Raw genomic sequence first — 18,306 nt, 5'->3', positions numbered from 1 at the left:
ACACGGCTTGCGCGGGCCGCATTTGACACAAAGCTTCAAGCGGCAGCAAAACCGCCAACCTCGAAGCCCCGAAACAAAACGGGCCCGGCATGAAGCCGAGCCCGAAATTATACCCGATCATCGCGCCGCATCACGCGAGATCGACCTTCGCAGCGTCAAACCGGCTGCGGATGCAGCATGAACCAGCCGAGGCAGAACACACCGGCGATCACGCAATACACGCCGAACGAAGCCAGCCGGCCACGCCCTTCGAAGTAGCGCATCAGGAACCGCACGCTCAGATACGCGGCGATCGCCGTCAGCACGCCGCCGAGCAGCGCATCGGCGAGCTGGTCGCGCGCATGGAACAGCTTCGGCAGCTCAAGCACCCCCGCCGCGAAAATGATCGGCGTACCGAGCAGGAACGAGAATTCCGCGGCCTTCTCCGCCGTCAGCCCCGCGGCATTGCCGGCGATCATCGTCAGCCCGCTGCGCGAGAAGCCCGGAATCAGCGCGCCGATCTGCGCGAGACCCACGAAGAACGCCTGCTTGAACGTCATCTTCTCCGGTGCCTGATGCGCGCGGCTGCGCTGGATGCGATCGCCGAGCCACAGCAGCACGCCGTTCACGATCAGCGCGACCGCGACGATCCGCAGGTCGTGGAACACGCGTTCGATGCGCTTCTCGAGGAGCAGCCCCACGATGCCGGTCGGGATCGTGCCGATGATGAGCGCCCACATCAGGTGCCCATCGTCGTTCTTGCGGCCGCCGAGCTGCGCGAAGAAGCCGCTGATCAGCGCGATCCAGCGCGCGCGGAAATACCACAGCAGCGCCAGCGCGGTGCCGAGGTGCAGCGCGACGAGGAACGGCAGCAGTTGCGGTGCGTGCTTGTCGATGTGCATGCCGAACAGCGCCGGCACAAGCAGCGTGTGGCCAAGGCTGCTGACGGGGAACAGTTCGGTGACGCCCTGCAGGACGCTCAGGAATACCAGAAACCAGAGACTCACGCGTCGGTCCTTTTAGTGAAAATTAAGCGGAAAGAGAAGCGGACGACGCGATGCGCGTCCGTAAAAACGCGCCCCGATTATGCCGAGCCCGGATTACTGCGCCAAGGCATTTGGCTGGATATTGCGGCAATGCACACAAACGCTTGCAATTTGTAAGCACTCAGAAAGCAAAAAGCCCGCCATTTGCATGGCGGGCCTTTCGACTTCGGCAGGAATTGCCGTCAGCGGCCGAGCTGATAGAAAAATAATACCGTGCTGCCGGTGAACATGCCGAACAGTGCGATACCCATTGCCATTGCCAGATCCATGGCCCCCTCCACGAAGTGTCATGACCCGGCAACATCACCGGTTTAGAGGCATTATCCCGACCGATGACAGTCTGAAAAACTCGCAATTTCCCGAGAAGGGTTTTCCCCGAGCCGCCACGGCCCGATAATGGAGCGCGCCGTTCCCGTCCACCCGCCCAACCCGATTCGCCATGCCGACCTTCCAGCAACACGACATTCACGAACTTCACGCCGGCCCGTCGCTCGTCCGGATCGCGCCGCAATTCGGCGGCCGCCTGCTGTCATGGGATGTCGACGGCGAACCGGTGATCTTCTGGCCGGATTCGGCCGACTGGAGCAACCTCGCACGCGTGCGCGGCGGCAACCCGCTGCTGTTCCCGTTCCTCGGCCGTCACCGCGTCGACGGCGAACTCGGCCGCTGGCGCGACGCCGCCGGCGTGGTGCGCGACCTGCCGATGCACGGCTTCGCGCGCGACCTGCCGTTCGCCGCGCGCCCGTCGGCCGACGGCACCGCACTGTCGATGACGCTCGACGCGACCGACGCGCTGCGCGCCAGTTACCCGTTCGACTTCCGGTTCGAGGCGACCTACCGGCTGGCCGACTCGCACACGCTCGAAGTCGCGCTGACGACGACCAATCGCGGCGACACGCCGCTGCCCTACTACGCCGGCCATCATTTCTATTTCGCGCTGCCGCACGGCGAACGCGCCGACACCACGCTCGAGCTGCCGCCCACGCATCGTTGCGCGCAGCAGGCCGACGGGGCGATCAGCACGCCCGAGCCGGGCGAGGCCCGCTATCGCCTCGACAACCCGGACATCCTCGACCGCTTCCACTGCCTCGACAGCGTGCCGGCCACGCCGGTGCGCATCGTGATGCCGGGCCGCCGCCGCAGGATCGAGATCGCGCTCGACGTGCCGGGCTCGATCCCGTGGTACGCGGTGACGACCTGGACCGAGAAGCCGGATTCGGACTTCTATTGCGTCGAGCCGTGGCTCGGGCTGCCGGATGCGATCCACAACGGCCAGGGGCTGCGCCTGCTTGCCCCGGGCGCGACCGAAACGGCCACGCTGCGGATTCGCGTCCTCCCGCTCGCCGGCTGATACACGGGCTTGATACGCAGGCTGAAACGCCGTCAGGCCACGCGTGGAACCGGCGCGCCGCAGCCCCGATAACGGCCCAAACTGCGGTGCACGGGTCGAACCCGTTAAAATCGGACGTTTTGTGTTGCCTGTCGCGTCACGCGCGGCAGGGTTTTGCGAGGTTCAATGTTCGGAACAACAACGAAGCGACTCTTCGCAGCCGCCTGCGCCGCCCTGCTCGTCGCGTGCGGCTCCGCGCCCGTCGGCCCCGGGTTCTATCGCGTCGAGCGCGGCGATACGCTCTACAAGATCGCGCGCGACAACCGCACGTCGGTATCGAACATCGTGCGCTGGAACCAGATGACGAACCCCGATGCGATCGAAGTCGGCCAGGTGCTGCGCGTCGCGCCGCCGCCCGGCACGACCACCGCATCGACGCCGTCGACCACCGGCACCGGCAGTGCCGGCCGGGCCCGCCCCGCGCCGTCCGCTCCGGTCGAATCGGCCGTCAAGCCGGCCTCGAGCATCGCGCTGATCTGGCCGGCCGCCGGCAACGTGGTCCGCACGTTCGACGGCTCGAAATCGAAGGGCATCGACATCGCGAACTCGCCGGGCACGCCGGTGGTCGCGGCTGCGCCGGGTGTGGTGGTCTATGCGGGTAACGGGCTGCGCGGCTACGGCAACCTGATCATCCTCAAGCACAACGCCGACTACCTGACCGCCTACGCGCACAACCGCGCGCTGCTGGTGAAGGAAGGCCAGTCGGTCACGCAAGGGCAATCGATCGCCGAAATGGGCAACAGCGACAGCGATCGCGTCGCGCTGCATTTCGAGTTGCGCTACGGCGGCCGATCGATCGACCCGTCACGCTACCTGCCGGCGCGCTGAGCACCCGATGGACGACACGCGATGCCGGCACGCATCGCGTGTCGTCGCGGTGAAAACCGGGAAAGGTGATGTCAGCGCTTGCGCAGACGTCCGGTGAACCGGCCGGACAACGGATCGACGTGACGGGCAAACGCTACCAGTACGCCGATTCCGATCAGGCTGAACCCCGCAGCTATCAGAAGCAAATCCATGGTCACACACTGATTTTTTCGTGATCTTATGCGTCATTGTGGAATCGTGCACTGAGCCGAGGCTATTGGACGAGTACGAAGATTCCCTACCCTCAGACGCCATTGTGGATTCGTCTGCGTGAAATCCTGATGTAATCCAATCGGCCGACATCACGTTCGCCCCCAGGAGACACCTCGATGCTGCCCGCCGCCGACCGCTACGACGACCTGCTCTCCCGCTTCGGGTGGGACGTTCCGGCGCGTTACAACATCGGCGTGGACGTCTGCGACAAATGGGCGGACGGCAGCGGACGCCTCGCGCTGATCCACGAAACGGCGCAAGGCGAGGTTGTTCGCTTCACGTTCGACGACTTGAAGAATGCTTCTAACCGGCTCGCGAACAGCTTTGCGCGCGCCGGCCTGCGGCGCGGCGACCGGATCGGCATCTTTCTCGCGCAGGGCCCCGAAACGGCGGTCGCGCACCTCGCCGCGTACAAGCTCGGCGCCATCGCGGTGCCGCTCTTCACGTTGTTCGGCGTCGATGCGCTCGAATACCGGCTCGCGAACAGCGACGCGGCTGCGCTCGTCACCGATGCGGCCGGCTACGCGAAAATCGCGCCGCTGCGCGCCCGGCTGCCGGCACTGCATACCGTCTACTGCATCGGCGACGATGCGCCCGATCAGCCCGATCAGCCGGGCGTGTTGCGCTACGACGCGGCGCTCGCCGCCGAAACACCCGACTTCGTGCCGGCCGATACGGCCGCCGATGATCCGGCGGTCATCATCTACACGTCCGGCACGACGGGCAAACCGAAAGGTGCGCTGCACGCGCATCGCGTGCTGCTGGGCCACCTGCCGGGCGTCGAGATGTCGCAGCAGTGCTTCCCGCGCGACGCGCGCCTGTTCTGGACGCCCGCCGACTGGGCATGGATCGGCGGCCTGCTCGACGTGCTGCTGCCGTCGTGGCATCACGGCGTGCCCGTGCTTGCGCGTCGCTTCGAGAAATTCGACGGCGACGCGGCGTTCGCACTGATGGCGCGGCACGGTGTCACCCATGCATTCCTGCCGCCCACCGCGCTGAAGCTGATGCGCACCGTCCCGGCACCGCGCGAACGCTACGCGTTGTCGCTGAAATCCGTCGCGAGCGGCGGGGAATCGCTCGGCACCGAGCTGACGGCCTGGGGGCGCGACGCGCTCGGCGTGACGATCAACGAGTTCTACGGGCAAACCGAGTGCAACATGGTGCTGTCGTCGTGCGCGGCGCTGTTCGATGCGCAGCCCGGGGCGATCGGCAAGGCGGTGCCCGGCCATGCGGTCGCGATCGTCGACGCGGACGGCACGCCGCTGCCGCCCGGCGTCGAAGGGCGCATCGCGGTGCACCGCCCCGACCCGGTGATGTTCCTCGAATACTGGCGCAACCCCGACGCCACGCGCGACAAGTTCGCCGGCGACTACCTGCTCACCGGCGACACGGGCACGATCGACGCCGACGGTTTCGTGCGCTTCGTCGGCCGCGACGACGACGTGATCACGAGCGCCGGCTACCGGATCGGCCCGGGCCCGATCGAGGACTGCCTGCTCACGCATCCGGCGGTGCGGATGGCCGCCGTGGTCGGCGTGCCCGACGCGACGCGCACCGAGATCGTCAAGGCGTTCGTGGTGCTGAATCCCGGCCACGCCGGCGACGAGGCGCTCGTGCAGGCGCTGCAGGCACATGTGCGCACGCGCCTTGCCGCGCACGAGTATCCACGCGCGATCGCGTTCGTCGACAGCCTGCCGATGACCGCGACCGGCAAGATCGTGCGCCGCGCGCTGCGCGACGCGTAGGCCGGCCGCCCGCCGTGCCGCCGGCTTGGCCGGATGGTTTATAGTGGCGCCACTACGCAGTCTTTCCTAGAAAACGATGTCCTCTGATCACCACTCCGGCGCGGGCGCGTCGCACAGCCCGCTCTACGCCAAACTCCTCGGCGAAACCGCCAAGATCGACTGGTGCGATCTCGAACGCTTCTTCGCGCAGGGCAAGCTGCTGTCCGTGGCACGCGACCTCGATCTCGTCAGCGTGGCGGAAGCCGTTGCCGACGACGATGCCGAGCAGGTCACGCGCTGGCTGTCGTCGGGCCTCGTCGCGCGCATGCCGGCCGAAACCGCTGCCGATTACGCGGCGCGCAACCCGGAGCTGTGGGCGGTCGTCGTCTCGCCTTGGGTCTGCGTGCAGGAACGCGCCTGACGCGTCCGCCATGTCCGAAGCCGCGTTACCGCACGGGGCCGGCGCGGCCGCCGTCACGCATCGGCGTGTCCTCGCGCTCGCGTTCCCGATCGTCCTCGCGAACCTGACCCAGCCGATCCTCGGTGCCGTCGACACGGCCGTCGCGGGCCACCTCGACGGCACGCAGTACCTGGGCGGCGTCGCGCTCGGCGGGCTGTTCTTCAATTTCGTGTTCTGGGGGTTCGGTTTCCTGCGGATGGGGACGACCGGCCTCGTCGCGCAAGCGCATGGCGCCGGCGACGCCGCCGGGATCCGCCTGAACCTGCTGCGCGCGTTGATCGTCGCGTTCGCACTCGGCGCCGCGGTACTGGCGCTGCAGGTGCCGCTGCTGTCTTTTGCGCTGTCCGCGCTCGGCGGCAGCGATGCCGTCCGCACCACGGCGCTCGCCTACAGCCAGGCGCGAATCTGGAGCGCCCCGTTCGCGCTCGCGAACTACGTCGTGCTCGGCTACCTGCTCGGCATGCAGCGCGTGCGGCTCGCGCTCGTCGCGCAGGTGTTCATCAATGCGGTGAACATCGGCGCCGTGCTGCTCTACGTGTATGGCTTCGGCTGGGGTATTGCCGGTATCGGCGCCGCGACGGCCACCGCGGACGCATGCGGTTTCGCGCTCGGCGCATGGATGCTGTGGCGGCTGTGGCCGCGCGGCCTTGCGCCGATCGCGGTACGAGCACTCGCCGACCGCGCCGCGCTCAAGCGGCTGATCGTGCTCAATCGCGACATCTTCCTGCGCACGCTGTGCCTGCTCGGCGCATTCGGCTGGTTCGCGCACCTCGGTGCAAAACAGGGCGATGCGACGCTCGCGGCGAACGCGCTGCTGCTGAATTTCCAGACGTTCATGGCGTACGGCCTCGACGGCTTCGCACATGCGGCCGAGGCGCTCGTCGGCGCGGCGGCCGGCGCGCGCGACCGCAGCGCGTTCCGGCAGGCCGTACGCGTCACGCTGTTCTGGTCGGCGCTCGGCGCGCTGCTGTTCACGCTCGTGTACTGGGCCGCCGGCGGCTGGATCGTCGCGCGCCTGACCGACCAGGCCGAGATCCGCGAAATGGCGCTGCGCTACCTGCCGTGGGCCGCGCTTTCGCCGATCGTGTCGGTCTGGGGCTTCCTGCTCGACGGCGTGTTCATCGGCGCCACGCAGACGCAATCGCTGATGCGTGCAATGGTCGCGTCGTTCTCGATCTTCGTGGTGGCCACGCTTGCCGCCGTCGGCACGTTCGGCAATCACGGCCTCTGGTTCGCGCTGCTGCTGTTCATGGCCGCACGCGGCGCGACGCTGGCGCGCTACCTGCCGGCGCTGTTGCGGCACATCGGCGCCGACGCGCCCGCGGCCCACGCCTGACGGCGGGCCGACCCGGCCGTTATTGCGTGGGTTTCGGCGGCGGCGCGTCGAGCATCGACGGCGGCGTCATGTCGGTCGGCACGCCGTGATAGTCGGCTGGATCTTCCGGCGGATGGCCGCGACGGGCCTGATGCGGATCGCTGGTACAGCCGGCGAGCAAGGATGCGGCCAGCACGGCCAGCATGAAACGGTTCATCGGGTAGGGCTCCGGAAATCGGCGCGCCCATCGCACGCCGGGACCGCGCCGAGTCTAGCGGAAATCTCGCTTCGGAGTCGCGCCGCGCATGTCCTACTATGTACGCATGGCGCTGTGCCGCGGAAAGGAGGCTGCCATGTCGTCTGAAGAAATTGCCGGCCTGATCGGGCTGTTCGTCGGTCTGATGGTGCTAGTCGCCCTGTCGTTCTTCGAGTCGCGCGAATACAAGCGCAGCCATGAAGGCGAAGGGATGATCCACCACTGGATGGCCGAACACCACCTGCTCGACTGGCGGCGCAAGCACTAAGCGCGCCGCTGCCGTCCGGCCCTTCCCCGGGCCGTTCTCGAACGTGCCGTCCCGCGGCACGCTGGGGATTGCGTATCGCCGAAATTAACAGGGTCCGGTCGCACTCGTCGATCAGATGGACGAACGCCGTCGCGCGGCACGTGCCACGCGACGGCGTTCGCTTGCGCGCGCCCCCGCGGGCGCGACGCGATTCCGACGGCTCAGCCCAGGAAGTGGCGGGCGTAGCGCGCGTTGATGTCGGACAGGCGGAACAGCGTCAGGAAATCCGCGCAGTTGAAGTCGGGATCCCAGGCCGGCGCACCGCAGATCTTCGCGCCAAGACGCAGGTAACCCTTGATCAGCGGCGGCGGCGCCACGACGGTGCCCGTCTGCAGTTCGTCGACCGGCAGGGCCGTGTGCGGGAACGCGCGATATTCCGGCGCCGTCAGCGAGCCTGCCGACAGCGACTGGTACAGGTTCGCCGCGTAGTGGCCGCCGTCGGCCATCGACACGCTCGCGCAGCCGAGCATCGTCTCGTAGCCGTTCTGCATCATGTACGCGCCAAGGCCGCCCCACAGCGCCATGATGACGGCGCCGCTGCGGTAGTCGCTGTGCACGCACGAGCGGCCCACCTCGACCATCTTGCCGCGCAGATGCGTGAGGCGCGACAGGTCGAATTCGCCTTCGGCATACAGGCGGCCGACGCGCGCCGCCTGGTGCGGCGGCAGCACGCGATACGTGCCGACGACCTTCAGGGTGTCGAGATCGCGAACCAGCAGGTGGTCGCAGTACGCATCGAACGGATCGACGTCGAGACCGGAGGGGCCGCTCACCTGCGCGCCCATCTCTTCGGCGAACACGCTGTAACGCAGGCGCTGGGCTTCGCGCAATTCGTCTTCCGTACGCGCCCACGCGGCGCGCAGGCGATACTCCGATGTGACGGTTTCAGCAGCGCGCGGCAGATGGCGCCGCGACGTGTCGAGGGGCAGCGAGGCAAAAGGGAGCGTAGGCGTCGGCAGTTCTCGCATTAGGCTTTCCTGGTCGTAAGGAATAGGACGACATGCCCGCCAATGTAGTAATCGGCCGTGACCGTTATGTGGCACGACCGTGTCCTTTCAATGACGTGTCGCCGAATTGACTTTAGCAGAAAGCTTGCGAAACCGTATGATCAATCCCTTCAAAGCTCTTCAGGCGGGCCTCAGAGCAGGTCGGGCGTCAATACCGCACGCAATACGGCCTGCCGGCTGCCGTCACGCGTGCGGCTCGCCAGCCACACGATTCCGCCCTTCTTGACGCTCCAGCTGTCGTCGCCGCCGGCGATCAGCTGCGCGGCAACGCTGCCGAGCGTCGGCTGATGACCGACGATCACGACCGTCGGCGCGATGCCCTCCGGCCAGCCGGCCGCCGCCAGCACGTCGTCGACGCCGCCGCCCGGCGCGAGCGTGTCGACCGTCCGGTACTGGTCGGTCAGCGCCTCGACCGTCTGCACGGTGCGGGCCGCCGGGCTCGCGAGGATCACGGCGTTCGTCTCGAGCCGGCCACGCAGCCATTTGGCCATCGCCTGCGCGTCCTTGCGGCCCCGGACGGTCAACTGGCGCGCGAGATCGCTCGTCGCGTAGTCTTCGGCTTCGGCGTGGCGCCACAGGATCAGGTTCATCATGATGTTCTCCTTGCTTCGGCAAGCGGGCCGCCGATGATCGGGCGAATTGTCGCAAATTTCGGGCGTTTGCCGCCGCGGCATTTGCCCGCATATAGGGATTGACCGGATCGGATATTCAACGATACAATCTTTGGCTCGTCGGAGCGTAGCGCAGCCTGGTAGCGCATCTGATTTGGGATCAGAGGGTCGTAGGTTCGAATCCTATCGCTCCGACCACAAACACCCAAGCGGTACAACGGTTTGCGGGGGGGTTCATAAACCCACCGCAAACCGTCTCCAAATTCAAAAATCCCCCTTCTCCAAAATCGAATCTCCAGTGTGCCCTGCGGCGCCCGGCACACCTACGCTTGCGCCGGCTCGGCCGCCATGTCGTCGGCCGGGTACAACTGCAGCATTGCGCGCGCGACGTCCACATTCGGCGTGTGCAGCCATTCGTCATAGTCGGCCGGCCGCACGATCACGACAGACCGCTTTTCGTCGTCGAGCCGGTGCATGTGCTTCATCACGGGGTGCTCGTCAGCATTCACCGTCAGCATCGCCATCGCGAGCGTTTCGACGCCGTCTGCCCCACGCCACGCACGCCAGACACCCGCGACGCAATACGGGTGCCAGTCGCCGACCCCGATCCGGTAGCGCACGTGCTTGCCCGTCTCCCAGTTCGGCTCGTAGACCCATTTCACCGGAATCAGGCAGCGCTGGCCGGCGCGCCACGCTGTTCGATACGCCGGCTTCTCGCCCACCGTCTCCGCCCGTGCGTTGACGGTCATGAACCTCTTACCGGCTGGCTGGAACGCCTTCGGCATCATCCCGAAATTGGCGACGACGGCTTCCGCGCCGTCGCCGGCCGCACGCACAATCGGTGCAAGATAGTCAGGCCAGATCTCGTCCTTCCAAGGAGCGCGTCGGTACAGGTCGCTGAAATTGTCGATCTTCAACTCGCTCAGGCCCGATTCCTCGCCCGGCGCGCGGTAATTGGTACACATAGACCGTCCCCAAATTTCGTTCTTGACGGGACCATCTTACCGGGCGATAGACTGTATATCCATACAGTTGTTGATCGCATCATGGAATCGAAAAGTGGCAGATACATTGGCCTGCATATCCGCACGGTGATGCACACGTGCTGGACCTGCGAGCATTGGGCCGGAACTGCAGAGCCCGGCGCCGGTATCGCACACTGCACGCACCCGCGATGCTCGCCCATGCGCGTGAGACCGAACCACGGATGCTCCTGCTGGGTGCGAGCGACGGGCCTCGATGAACTGGACGATGAGACCTGCGACGCGCTCGCACAGCGCTATTTTTGAGTTGGGGCAGACGTCCGGCAGTTCACTCGCCGCGCGAGCTCGTACTCGAGGATTTCGCGCTTCGTCTCGGGCGTGTCAGCTGGCGATGCCGTCATGGGCTTGACCCACAGGCAAGCGGTATCGACGATGCGCGCCGGCGGCACCGTCGGACAGGTCTGGCAGCCGGCCAGTAGCAAACCACAGCCGATGACGAAGACAGCTTGCCCATTCATCGCGCCTCCGATGTCGGGTTGTCTGTGGCCGGGCAGTCAGGAAACCGCGCTTTCAGCATGCTCTGAAATTCAGCATAGCCTTCAGGCGTAAGTTCACCCGTCTCAGGTATAGCCGGGAAACCCCGGCCAGATGGGTTCGGGGCGTTCAGGTCTTCGCACACGACGATATGGTTCATTTGTATCGATGGGCCATGACGCCGCACGATATTAGGCTCCGCGTGTGCTGATTCGATCAGCGCAATCGCACAGAGAGCGCCGAGAAAAATGTTGAGTGATCGCATTGTCAATCCTTCCGCAGCGCACCGAGGTCGGCGAGCCGCGCGTCGAGGTTTGAATCCGGCGTCGCCGCTGCCTGCTGCTGAGCGACGGCCGCTGTCGCCACCGCCTGCTGTCCGACCTGCGCTGCCGCGGCGTTGCCGGCATCAACGGTAGCCTGGGCCTGCGCGACGGTGGCCGCCGCCTTGGCCGTGGCCGTAGCGGCCTGCTGATGCCGGAACATGCCGAACAGCACGCCAGCCGCCGCGAGCAGCCACGGGCCGAATTTCAGCAGGATGGAGATGATCGTCATGAGGTGCTCCATTTGCCATTGAGGAAGAGATCGCGCTCGGCCGCGCGCCGGCGCACGAGACCAGGCACCACGACGCCACCGGCTTTGTTCCATGCCGGAAACTGGTCGGCCGCGCCTGCATAATCGCCGATGTTAAGGTGGCGCAGCAGCGTCGACGGCTGGCCGCTCGCCAGCGTGATGATGCCGTCGCGACCCGGTTCGCCTGCACGTGCCGCACGGCCCGCGCCGACGTTGTTCACGATGCAGACCATTGCGGCTTTTTGCTGCGCCGACAGCGGCACGCGTGCGGCCGCCTCGACGAGCACCGCAGATGTGCGCAGGTTCTCGTCGTGCCGCAGGTCGGCCAGCTCCTGCGTCCACCGCGTGCCCTGCTTCACGTCCGGCCCGGTCGATCCCCATCCGCACGTCCACGGCGCGCCGCTGAGCGCACGCAGCACCGGGTCATTCGGGATCGGCTCGCCGCCGAGTACCCTGTACCAGAGGCCGCGCGCCTGCAGCGCCTTCCCAAGCGGCGACGCTGGATCCGGATAAGCCGTCAGGTAGCAATTCTCGAAATGCTGCGACAACGGCCGCGCGAGTGATAGCCACGCCTCATCGTCGGCGACCATGGCGGCTCGCTCGCCTTGATCCGTAAGGCTTTGCGGGGAGGATGCTTGCATCGCGGGCACCGCGACTTCCGGTTTTCCGACCGATTCCGAGGGTGTTACATGAACCGGAACCACCGGCACGATGGCCGCCGCCGGCGCAGCGATTGCCGGCTTTTGCGCAGCGGCCGGCGTGCTACTTGGCGAAACCGAGGGCGCCGGCGCAGCGGCCGGCGCGTGCCCGAACAGTGCGAGGATGGCGCGGATGAGATCATTGAGCGCCATCGTTGCCGCCCTTCCCGAATAGCCGCTTGATGCTGTCGATCAAGCCAGCCTGGCTGACGACGCGCGCGGCGACAGTCAGCAGCACGCCAACGATCGGCACCCATTGTTGCCCGTGCTTCGGAAACAGCGCGAGCAAAGACGGGGCGAGCTTGGGATACTGCTCGTCGAGCGCCGGGATCGCAGCAAGCAAGATCAGCATCAGCGCGCTCACGCGCACCGACCACCACCGATGAACCTCCTTCCAGTCTTCGACAAAAAGCTTCATTGCGCTCCTCCCTGAGTGCGCCGCGGAAACAGGCGGTCACGAATTTGCAACAGCAGCAGCACGATCGTCAGTGCGCCCACAAACCATGAGATGTCATGGCCGGTCAGCCAGGTCCACCACGTAACGACCCCCCCTGTCGGTACCGCAATTGGTGACGTGGCATTCGCAACCGCACTCGCCCCGTTAGCGATCGTTTCTTTGGTCATTTGAGCCTCAATGTGTCGTCCAGGTCGTACCGTTGCAGAAAGCGAGTGTTTTCGTGGTACCGCCGCCCACCAACGGGCCGTTGTACGTCGGCGAGTTCGCGTCGGTCACGTATCGCACGGCCCCGTTCTGGGCGGCGTTACAGGTCGGCAAGCTGTTCGTCGGAAGCCCGGGCAGGATTACGCTGCCGGTGAACGTCGCGTCGCCGACGTTGGAGAGAATCAGGCCGTTCGTGAAGTTCGAAGCGAAGTTGTCGGTCGAATGCTGGAAGGTCAGCGCGCCGTCGCTCGTGCTGTTGATGCCAGAATAAATTCGCCACCGGTTCAGGTTCGACGACGTGCCGGCACCGAACCGCATCTGCGCGAAGTCGTGCGACATCATGATCCCGGCGGTGCCATAGCTGCCGGACAGCTGAAGACCGTATTGACCACCGAACGAGAAGTCGTAATAGGCTGCGTTCCTGTATGCCCTCGTGCCGACGACCTGCACGCCGTTGACCCACGAGTACAGGGTCGATGACGGGCCATAGGCCGAATACGCTGCCTGTACGGGATTCGGACCAGCATCACCGGTAGCGAAGAAATTCTGACACCCGGGGCAGTCCGCACCAGAGTTGTTGGTCATGTCCGATTCCCATGCCGCGGCAAACTGGCCACGCCAACCCGGATTCAGCACCAGGTCGACGTCGCCTGCCCATACATGACCTGCATTGCTGCCAGCAACAGCCGAAACGAAGAGCGGCATCTTCGCGTTGCACTGGTCGTGACATTGCCACGCCCACACCGCCGATCCATCGGCAATACTGGAACCATTACCGCTCGGCCCGCTTCCGGACGAAGCCGATGTTCCGGACGTCGTATTCAAATAGACATTCCCGTTCGCGTCGAGGTAATCGCCGCGGTTATAGGAAGTCGATGGTGTCCACGGTTTCGCGAATCCAGTATTCATATTGGCGTTGATCGCGATGCCGGTTTCACTGATTGTCGCGTCTTGCGCAGGAACGAAGCTGAAATAGGCTTGTGCGCGCTGATGGTCGCCAACGTCATGGCCGACCGTAGGATAGAAGCTGTAAATTCCGGCGCCAGAAATATACGTGCCGGTCGATGTCGATCCCGTCACGTCGACCTTCTGTGCGCCGCCATTGTAGGTAGCGGAGCCCTGTACGATCAGATTATTGACTGGGAAAGTTTGTGACAGCACGGCAATGGGAAACGCCCACGCAATAAGGCATGCGAATAATTTTTTCATACAGAAACCCCAGCTGCGTTTACCCAAGTGATCGGCGAAATCGAAGCACACCAAATAGGTTCATTCAGTGTGGTATCGAAGAAAGGCATTCCGACATAAACCTCCGACGGACGATTGATCGTGCTCCCCGAGGAATCGGTATATGTAACCGGCGCAGAAACAATCGTGTCCCAAATGAGGTTCGATTTAGCGTCGTACAGAACCTGTCGGTATTTTCCGGTTCCCCAAATCGCAGCTTCGCCGCGGCCGTCAAGGATGATCGGGTTTGTATTCGGCACCGTCATTGCCGAGTCCTGCCACGTGTCCTTCTTCGTCTCGGTGTTCGGTACGTAAAAAAAAACTTTTCCACCGATGAGCGGGCGCCCGTTCGAATCGGTGAACTGGTTTTTTCCGTTGGGGAGAATCGAAGCCATGGTTTAGAATCCCCTCATCGAAAAGGCGAGCGTCATGGAAAAATTCTGGATCGGCATCATCGTCTCTGCGTCCTGGACGTTCTTTCTCGCGCTAGCGGCTCGCTGGTACAGCCGCCGCCCCAGCGACCCCGGGCACGAACGGCAAAAGCTGATTCAGCGAATCGAGCGAACGCCGCTGGACCGCCATTGGAAGCTCGCCGCCAAGCGCGGTCTGCGCCGCTCGTTCGTTGACGAACTGATTGATCGAATTACGGGCAATGTTCAGCCCCGGTAACTTCATCTTGTCCGCCAGCGACGTAAGCGCGTTCAGCGCCATCGACGCGCCGGCGGCCGCCGTATTCGAGTGATTCACCGCGGCGCCGGCCGGCTCGGCCTGCACGTTGGCCGCCACGCGCCCGATCTGCCGGAGCTGCGCAGCCTGCTGCGGCCCGAACAGCGCGTTCAGCTTCACATTCCCGATCGAGTTCAGCGCCTTGTTGAATGCGGCCTGTGAGAACGTCCCGACCTCATCGCTCGCACCGCCAAGGGCCTTGCCCTTCAGATACTCGAGCGCCTGCATCTGCAGCGCGCGGCCCTGATCCGGAACCATCCCCATCAGCGCATTGACGTCATCCGCTGTGCCATTCAGCACGTATCGGCTGAAGAAGTTGTCGGGTACCGCGCGACCGCTGACGATTGCCCGGAGCGCCGGCGTCGATTCGATCGTGCCGAAACGGGCGGCAGCCGCATCGCGCGCGCGGTTGAATGCAGCGATCGCAGCAGCGCCTTGAGCAGCTTCTCCGCCGAGTAGAGGCTCGGTGTTGTCGAGGGCATCGCGCACGATACCCAGCGCCCGAACGATGTTCCCGTTCTTCCCGTCGTTGTCCGCGATGCCCTGCGACAGAATCGTCTTGAACTGCTCGGCGGTACTGACGTTGAGCGGCGTATCCCCGCTTGCGAAGCGCTCGAGCTGCCGATCGATCGCGCCTGGCAGATGCAGATCGCGCATCTGCTGTTGGAGTTGCTCCCGCGCCGTGGTCACGAACTGGGTCGCATCCAATGGGATGTCGTTGCCGTTGATCGCGTGGGCCTGGGCATACATGCCAGCGACGTGAGCTTGCGAAGCTGCATCCTGGCGCCCCAGCGCGTCCATGAGCTGCCGACCGGTCTGATATTCGCCGAGCGCCTCGTTCGCGCCCTGACGGTTCAATGATCCGATCAGCGCGTTATTTTGGTCCGCGTACCGCTGCATCAGTGGCTCGCCGGCGCCTTGGATGCCACGCAGGTTACGTTCGGTCGTGAACTGCCGCGGGTCGCGCGTCACCTGCCCCAGAGTCAGCCCATTCTCCGGGCCAAGCACGGCCGCTCCTTCCGCCTGGCGAAGCGCGGCCGCCGGATCGAGAGTCCGATTGGTCGCGAGCGCGTCGGTCACCCGTGCGCGCACGTTGTTCAGGATGCTGTCTGGAATCACCGAAAGGTCGATGCCCTGCTCTTGCGCTGCCTGCCGGATCATCGCATCGGCGTTTTGCGATGCTGCGGCTTGCGTCGATGGAAGCCGCGCACCAACGCTCGACATCACGCGGCTAACGCCCGTCGCGAGACGGTCAGCGATGGCGCCGAGTGTGGAACCTGCGGCGCCGCCGATGGCACCGCCCAGCGCACCGACACCAGCGCGTTCCGCCATCGTTCCGACTGTATCACCTTGGTGCATCGGCTGCGCCGCGCCGGTAACCGCTCCTGCGACCGCGCCGCGCCCGACCATTCCGGCGAGGGAGCGGGCGCCCCCGACAATCGGGCCACCGATCAGGTTGACGGGGTTTGCGATCGCGCCGCCGATCTCACCAGCCATCTGCTCAGTGCTGTTCGCCGGCGCAGGCGTGATTGCGTCGACTCCCCGTTTGATCAGCGTGTCGACGTCCTGCAGCTGCGGATCGTGCCCGAATGCACCACCGATCGCGTTGATCGTCGCGTTCACGGGGTTTGCGACCAGGCCGACTGCATCAGCCACCCCGTGACCAACCGCGCGCGCCGCAAGGCCGGCCTGCCGACCGAGGTTGTCGATTGTCCATGACGATGACTGCGGGACGGCCGCCGGTCCCTTTCTGCGCGCTGCCAGCGCCGCGAGAAGGTCGTCGTCGCTGATCCCGGCCAGCTCCTGCGGCGTTGCCGCGTTCGCAGTGCCCGAGATAGCGGTCGCTACTGCGTTCCCGACACGGGCCAGCATGCCGGGCTGAGCGGCCGCCGGTGCAGCGGTCTGGGGCGACTGCGCGCGCTGCACGGTCTGCATTGCCCCCTGAAGTTTCGCGACGTACTGCGGATCCTCGGCGTAGCCCGCTGCCTTCAGGGCCGACGCGAAGCGGCTCATATCCGCGCCTGCGCCAACGGCGCCGGGATACTTGCGCGAGATCAGGCTGGCGTAGTCGGATGCGAAGTCGCTCGGACTCGCATAGGCGCGATACGCATCGGTGCTGCCCGTCATGTTGTCGCGCGCGGCGACACCGGCGCCCGAGAAATCCTTGATGTTCCCGAGGTTGTTCGTGCCCGGGATGACGGACTTGCCCCAGCCCGTTTCATGCCCCCACTGCGCGAGCAGGACATTGCGATCGACGCCGAGCTTCTGGCCAACAGCATCCGCTACGCCGCCATATTGCGCGGCGAACGACGACGGAGTGTAGGACGTCGGCTTGATGGACCCGATCAACTGATCGTCGGACAGTGCGCTCAGATCGGCCATTTCAATACCCCATCGCCTTCAGACGTGCCGCGAGTTGCGGATTGGCCGCCGCGCGGCGGCGCAGCTCGGCAAGCGCGGCATCGGGCGCCGCGGCTACGGCACCCGCAGCCTGCTGCGGCGCCGCCGATTGTTGGGCCGCCGGCGCGCCCGGGCGCGGTTGGCTCGCATAGTCCTGGTTCGCGTTAGCGACGATGGAAGGGATCAGCGCAGCGCCCGGGCCGGCCTGCGCCTTCAATGCCTCGATCGCCAAGTCGCGCGCGCGCGCCTTCTGCTCGATCGTGGCCGGCGAGTCGCCGGTCTGCGGAAAGTATTTTTTGTCTTCGTTGACGAATTCGGAATCGGCAATCGCCGCGCCCGACTCTTTCCGCAGGATCGCGCTGACGAAGTTGCGCTTCGCCTGCTCGTACGACTGCTGCTGGTCGCTATTCAACCAGTTCGTTGCGCCGCCAAGTGCACCACCGATCACCGGCATGCCGCTCGCGGCCCGGTACACCGGATTCGTGTTCGTGGTGCCAGCGGCCTCGAGCTGACGCAGCATATTCTGCGCATCGAGCGCACGCGCGCCGAACGCGACGGCGTTCGACTGCTCGCCGGACAGGTTGCCGATCGACGAGCTGATCGGCTTCCCGTCGGCGCCGAGCACTGGCGTAGACTGGCCGGTCAGCTTGTTCACGACGACGCCGTTCTTCGGGTCGTAATCGAGTGCACGCATGTTCTGCGCGCGTGTCTCGATCCCTTCGCTTGCGAGATTGTGCCGCTGCGTTTCTCCGAACTGGGCCTGTGCGAGCTGCTGATCGAGCGCCTTGCTATGCTGGTCGAGCTGCTGCATTACCGTGAGTGCCTCGCGCTGCTTATTCGCGACGAGCGTCGGGTCATAGGTCGCCGGCATGCTCGCGACCGAATCCGGCCCGAGGTGGTTCACCGCCCACTGCCGCGCGAGGTCGTAGCTGCCCTGATCCGTCACACCATTGAGTACCTGCCCGATTGCGCCGAGCTTCTGCAGTGCACCGTCGACACTCGCCTTCTGCTGCGCCAGCTGCGCCGATTGCGTCTCGGCCAGCGACTTCGCGAGGGCCGGCACAGCAGCACCGTACCCGCTTTGTGCGACATTGCCGACGATCCCGCTCGCGTTCAGCGTACCGTCCGCGTTCATCGCGCCCGGCGCCTTGAATGCAGCGTTCAGAGCTTGCGCCTGGTCGACCTCGCGCTGTTTGTCCTGAATCGCAAGGTCGTATAGCTGGTTCTGGCGCTGCACGCCCTGCAGCGCCGCCGCCTGCGCATATGTGGTCAGCGGGTTCTGGATCTGAACCGGCTGGACCTGAAGAGCAACGTTCGGATCGAGGGCCATGA

Annotated in this window: 22 protein-coding genes and 1 tRNA gene; 8 read left to right on the top strand and 15 right to left on the bottom strand. The window is 65.4% G+C overall.

Going from position 1 to position 18,306, the window contains the following annotated elements:
• Positions 1 to 155: 155 nt before the first annotated feature.
• A complete protein-coding gene (locus CFB47_RS07630; protein ID WP_039347620.1) occupies positions 156 to 986 on the bottom strand; it encodes an undecaprenyl-diphosphate phosphatase in 831 nt (276 codons plus the stop codon).
• Positions 987 to 1,464: 478 nt separating this feature from the next.
• Here CFB47_RS07630 and CFB47_RS07625 point away from each other — a divergent pair, with 478 nt between their 5' ends.
• From CFB47_RS07625 to CFB47_RS07605, 6 genes are all read left to right on the top strand, one after another.
• A complete protein-coding gene (locus CFB47_RS07625; RefSeq protein ID WP_089460824.1) occupies positions 1,465 to 2,376 on the top strand; it encodes an aldose epimerase in 912 nt (303 codons plus the stop codon).
• 165 nt (positions 2,377 to 2,541) lie between these two features.
• Complete coding sequence (locus tag CFB47_RS07620) at positions 2,542 to 3,243, top strand: peptidoglycan DD-metalloendopeptidase family protein (protein WP_039347625.1); 702 nt, start codon at positions 2,542 to 2,544, stop codon at positions 3,241 to 3,243.
• A 68-nt stretch (positions 3,244 to 3,311) separates the two neighbouring features.
• Entirely contained in the window at positions 3,312 to 3,458 is a 147-nt protein-coding gene (locus tag CFB47_RS41115) for a hypothetical protein (protein ID WP_174935323.1), read from the top strand.
• 153 nt (positions 3,459 to 3,611) lie between these two features.
• Positions 3,612 to 5,240, top strand: coding sequence for an acyl-CoA synthetase (locus CFB47_RS07615; RefSeq protein ID WP_089460823.1), 1,629 nt, complete (start codon positions 3,612 to 3,614; stop codon positions 5,238 to 5,240).
• A gap of 76 nt (positions 5,241 to 5,316) precedes the next feature.
• Complete coding sequence (locus CFB47_RS07610; protein ID WP_089439763.1) at positions 5,317 to 5,640, top strand: DUF2288 domain-containing protein; 324 nt, start codon at positions 5,317 to 5,319, stop codon at positions 5,638 to 5,640.
• Positions 5,641 to 5,650: 10 nt separating this feature from the next.
• Positions 5,651 to 7,015, top strand: a complete 1,365-nt coding sequence (locus CFB47_RS07605) for an MATE family efflux transporter (protein WP_089460822.1) — start codon at positions 5,651 to 5,653, stop codon at positions 7,013 to 7,015.
• Between the two features lie 19 nt (positions 7,016 to 7,034).
• Here CFB47_RS07605 and CFB47_RS41110 read toward each other — a convergent pair whose 3' ends face one another.
• Positions 7,035 to 7,211: a hypothetical protein gene (locus CFB47_RS41110; RefSeq protein WP_089439761.1), complete on the bottom strand. Its 177-nt coding sequence runs from the start codon at positions 7,209 to 7,211 to the stop codon at positions 7,035 to 7,037.
• A 136-nt stretch (positions 7,212 to 7,347) separates the two neighbouring features.
• Between CFB47_RS41110 and CFB47_RS07595 the strand changes: the two genes are divergently transcribed.
• Positions 7,348 to 7,518, top strand: coding sequence for a hypothetical protein (locus tag CFB47_RS07595; protein WP_011351621.1), 171 nt, complete (start codon positions 7,348 to 7,350; stop codon positions 7,516 to 7,518).
• 200 nt (positions 7,519 to 7,718) lie between these two features.
• Here CFB47_RS07595 and CFB47_RS07590 read toward each other — a convergent pair whose 3' ends face one another.
• Both CFB47_RS07590 and sixA read right to left on the bottom strand, forming a co-directional pair.
• Positions 7,719 to 8,525, bottom strand: a complete 807-nt coding sequence (locus tag CFB47_RS07590; RefSeq protein ID WP_011351620.1) for a GNAT family N-acetyltransferase — start codon at positions 8,523 to 8,525, stop codon at positions 7,719 to 7,721.
• Between the two features lie 170 nt (positions 8,526 to 8,695).
• Complete coding sequence (gene sixA, locus CFB47_RS07585) at positions 8,696 to 9,157, bottom strand: phosphohistidine phosphatase SixA (protein WP_089461378.1); 462 nt, start codon at positions 9,155 to 9,157, stop codon at positions 8,696 to 8,698.
• Between the two features lie 139 nt (positions 9,158 to 9,296).
• Between sixA and CFB47_RS07580 the strand changes: the two genes are divergently transcribed.
• Positions 9,297 to 9,373 (top strand) — tRNA-Pro (locus CFB47_RS07580).
• Between the two features lie 125 nt (positions 9,374 to 9,498).
• Here CFB47_RS07580 and CFB47_RS07575 read toward each other — a convergent pair.
• The 11 genes from CFB47_RS07575 to CFB47_RS07540 all read right to left on the bottom strand — a co-directional run bounded on the left by CFB47_RS07575 (position 9,499) and on the right by CFB47_RS07540 (position 18,304).
• Complete coding sequence (locus CFB47_RS07575; protein WP_089460821.1) at positions 9,499 to 10,140, bottom strand: SOS response-associated peptidase; 642 nt, start codon at positions 10,138 to 10,140, stop codon at positions 9,499 to 9,501.
• A gap of 314 nt (positions 10,141 to 10,454) precedes the next feature.
• Entirely contained in the window at positions 10,455 to 10,676 is a 222-nt protein-coding gene (locus CFB47_RS40285; protein ID WP_143330805.1) for a hypothetical protein, read from the bottom strand.
• A complete protein-coding gene (locus CFB47_RS40280; protein ID WP_143330804.1) occupies positions 10,673 to 10,957 on the bottom strand; it encodes a hypothetical protein in 285 nt (94 codons plus the stop codon). Before CFB47_RS40280 ends, CFB47_RS40285 begins: the two co-directional genes overlap by 4 nt.
• Positions 10,958 to 10,959: 2 nt before the next feature.
• The gene (locus CFB47_RS07570; RefSeq protein ID WP_089460820.1) at positions 10,960 to 11,244 is read right to left on the bottom strand and encodes a hypothetical protein; all 285 of its coding nucleotides are present in this window, start codon (positions 11,242 to 11,244) and stop codon (positions 10,960 to 10,962) included.
• Positions 11,241 to 12,113, bottom strand: coding sequence for a lysozyme (locus CFB47_RS07565; protein WP_089460819.1), 873 nt, complete (start codon positions 12,111 to 12,113; stop codon positions 11,241 to 11,243). The genes CFB47_RS07570 and CFB47_RS07565 overlap by 4 nt, the downstream gene beginning before the upstream one ends.
• Positions 12,100 to 12,378, bottom strand: a complete 279-nt coding sequence (locus CFB47_RS07560; RefSeq protein WP_089460818.1) for a hypothetical protein — start codon at positions 12,376 to 12,378, stop codon at positions 12,100 to 12,102. Before CFB47_RS07560 ends, CFB47_RS07565 begins: the two co-directional genes overlap by 14 nt.
• Positions 12,375 to 12,584, bottom strand: a complete 210-nt coding sequence (locus tag CFB47_RS07555) for a hypothetical protein (protein ID WP_089460817.1) — start codon at positions 12,582 to 12,584, stop codon at positions 12,375 to 12,377. The genes CFB47_RS07560 and CFB47_RS07555 overlap by 4 nt, the downstream gene beginning before the upstream one ends.
• 7 nt (positions 12,585 to 12,591) lie before the next feature.
• The gene (locus CFB47_RS40275) at positions 12,592 to 13,830 is read right to left on the bottom strand and encodes a hypothetical protein (RefSeq protein WP_143330816.1); all 1,239 of its coding nucleotides are present in this window, start codon (positions 13,828 to 13,830) and stop codon (positions 12,592 to 12,594) included.
• Positions 13,827 to 14,243: a hypothetical protein gene (locus CFB47_RS40270; protein WP_143330815.1), complete on the bottom strand. Its 417-nt coding sequence runs from the start codon at positions 14,241 to 14,243 to the stop codon at positions 13,827 to 13,829. The genes CFB47_RS40275 and CFB47_RS40270 overlap by 4 nt, the downstream gene beginning before the upstream one ends.
• Positions 14,244 to 14,334: 91 nt before the next feature.
• Positions 14,335 to 16,956, bottom strand: coding sequence for a glucosaminidase domain-containing protein (locus CFB47_RS07545; RefSeq protein WP_089460815.1), 2,622 nt, complete (start codon positions 16,954 to 16,956; stop codon positions 14,335 to 14,337).
• Position 16,957: 1 nt separating this feature from the next.
• Positions 16,958 to 18,304 carry a hypothetical protein gene (locus CFB47_RS07540; protein ID WP_089460814.1) on the bottom strand — a complete coding sequence of 449 codons (1,347 nt, stop codon included), beginning with the start codon at positions 18,302 to 18,304 and terminating at the stop codon, positions 16,958 to 16,960.
• Positions 18,305 to 18,306 lie beyond the last annotated feature (2 nt).

Origin of the sequence: Burkholderia sp. AU27893 (assembly GCF_002223205.1) — a bacterium.
Lineage (GTDB): Bacteria > Pseudomonadota > Gammaproteobacteria > Burkholderiales > Burkholderiaceae > Burkholderia.
This window is presented reverse-complemented; position numbering and strand designations above follow the sequence as displayed.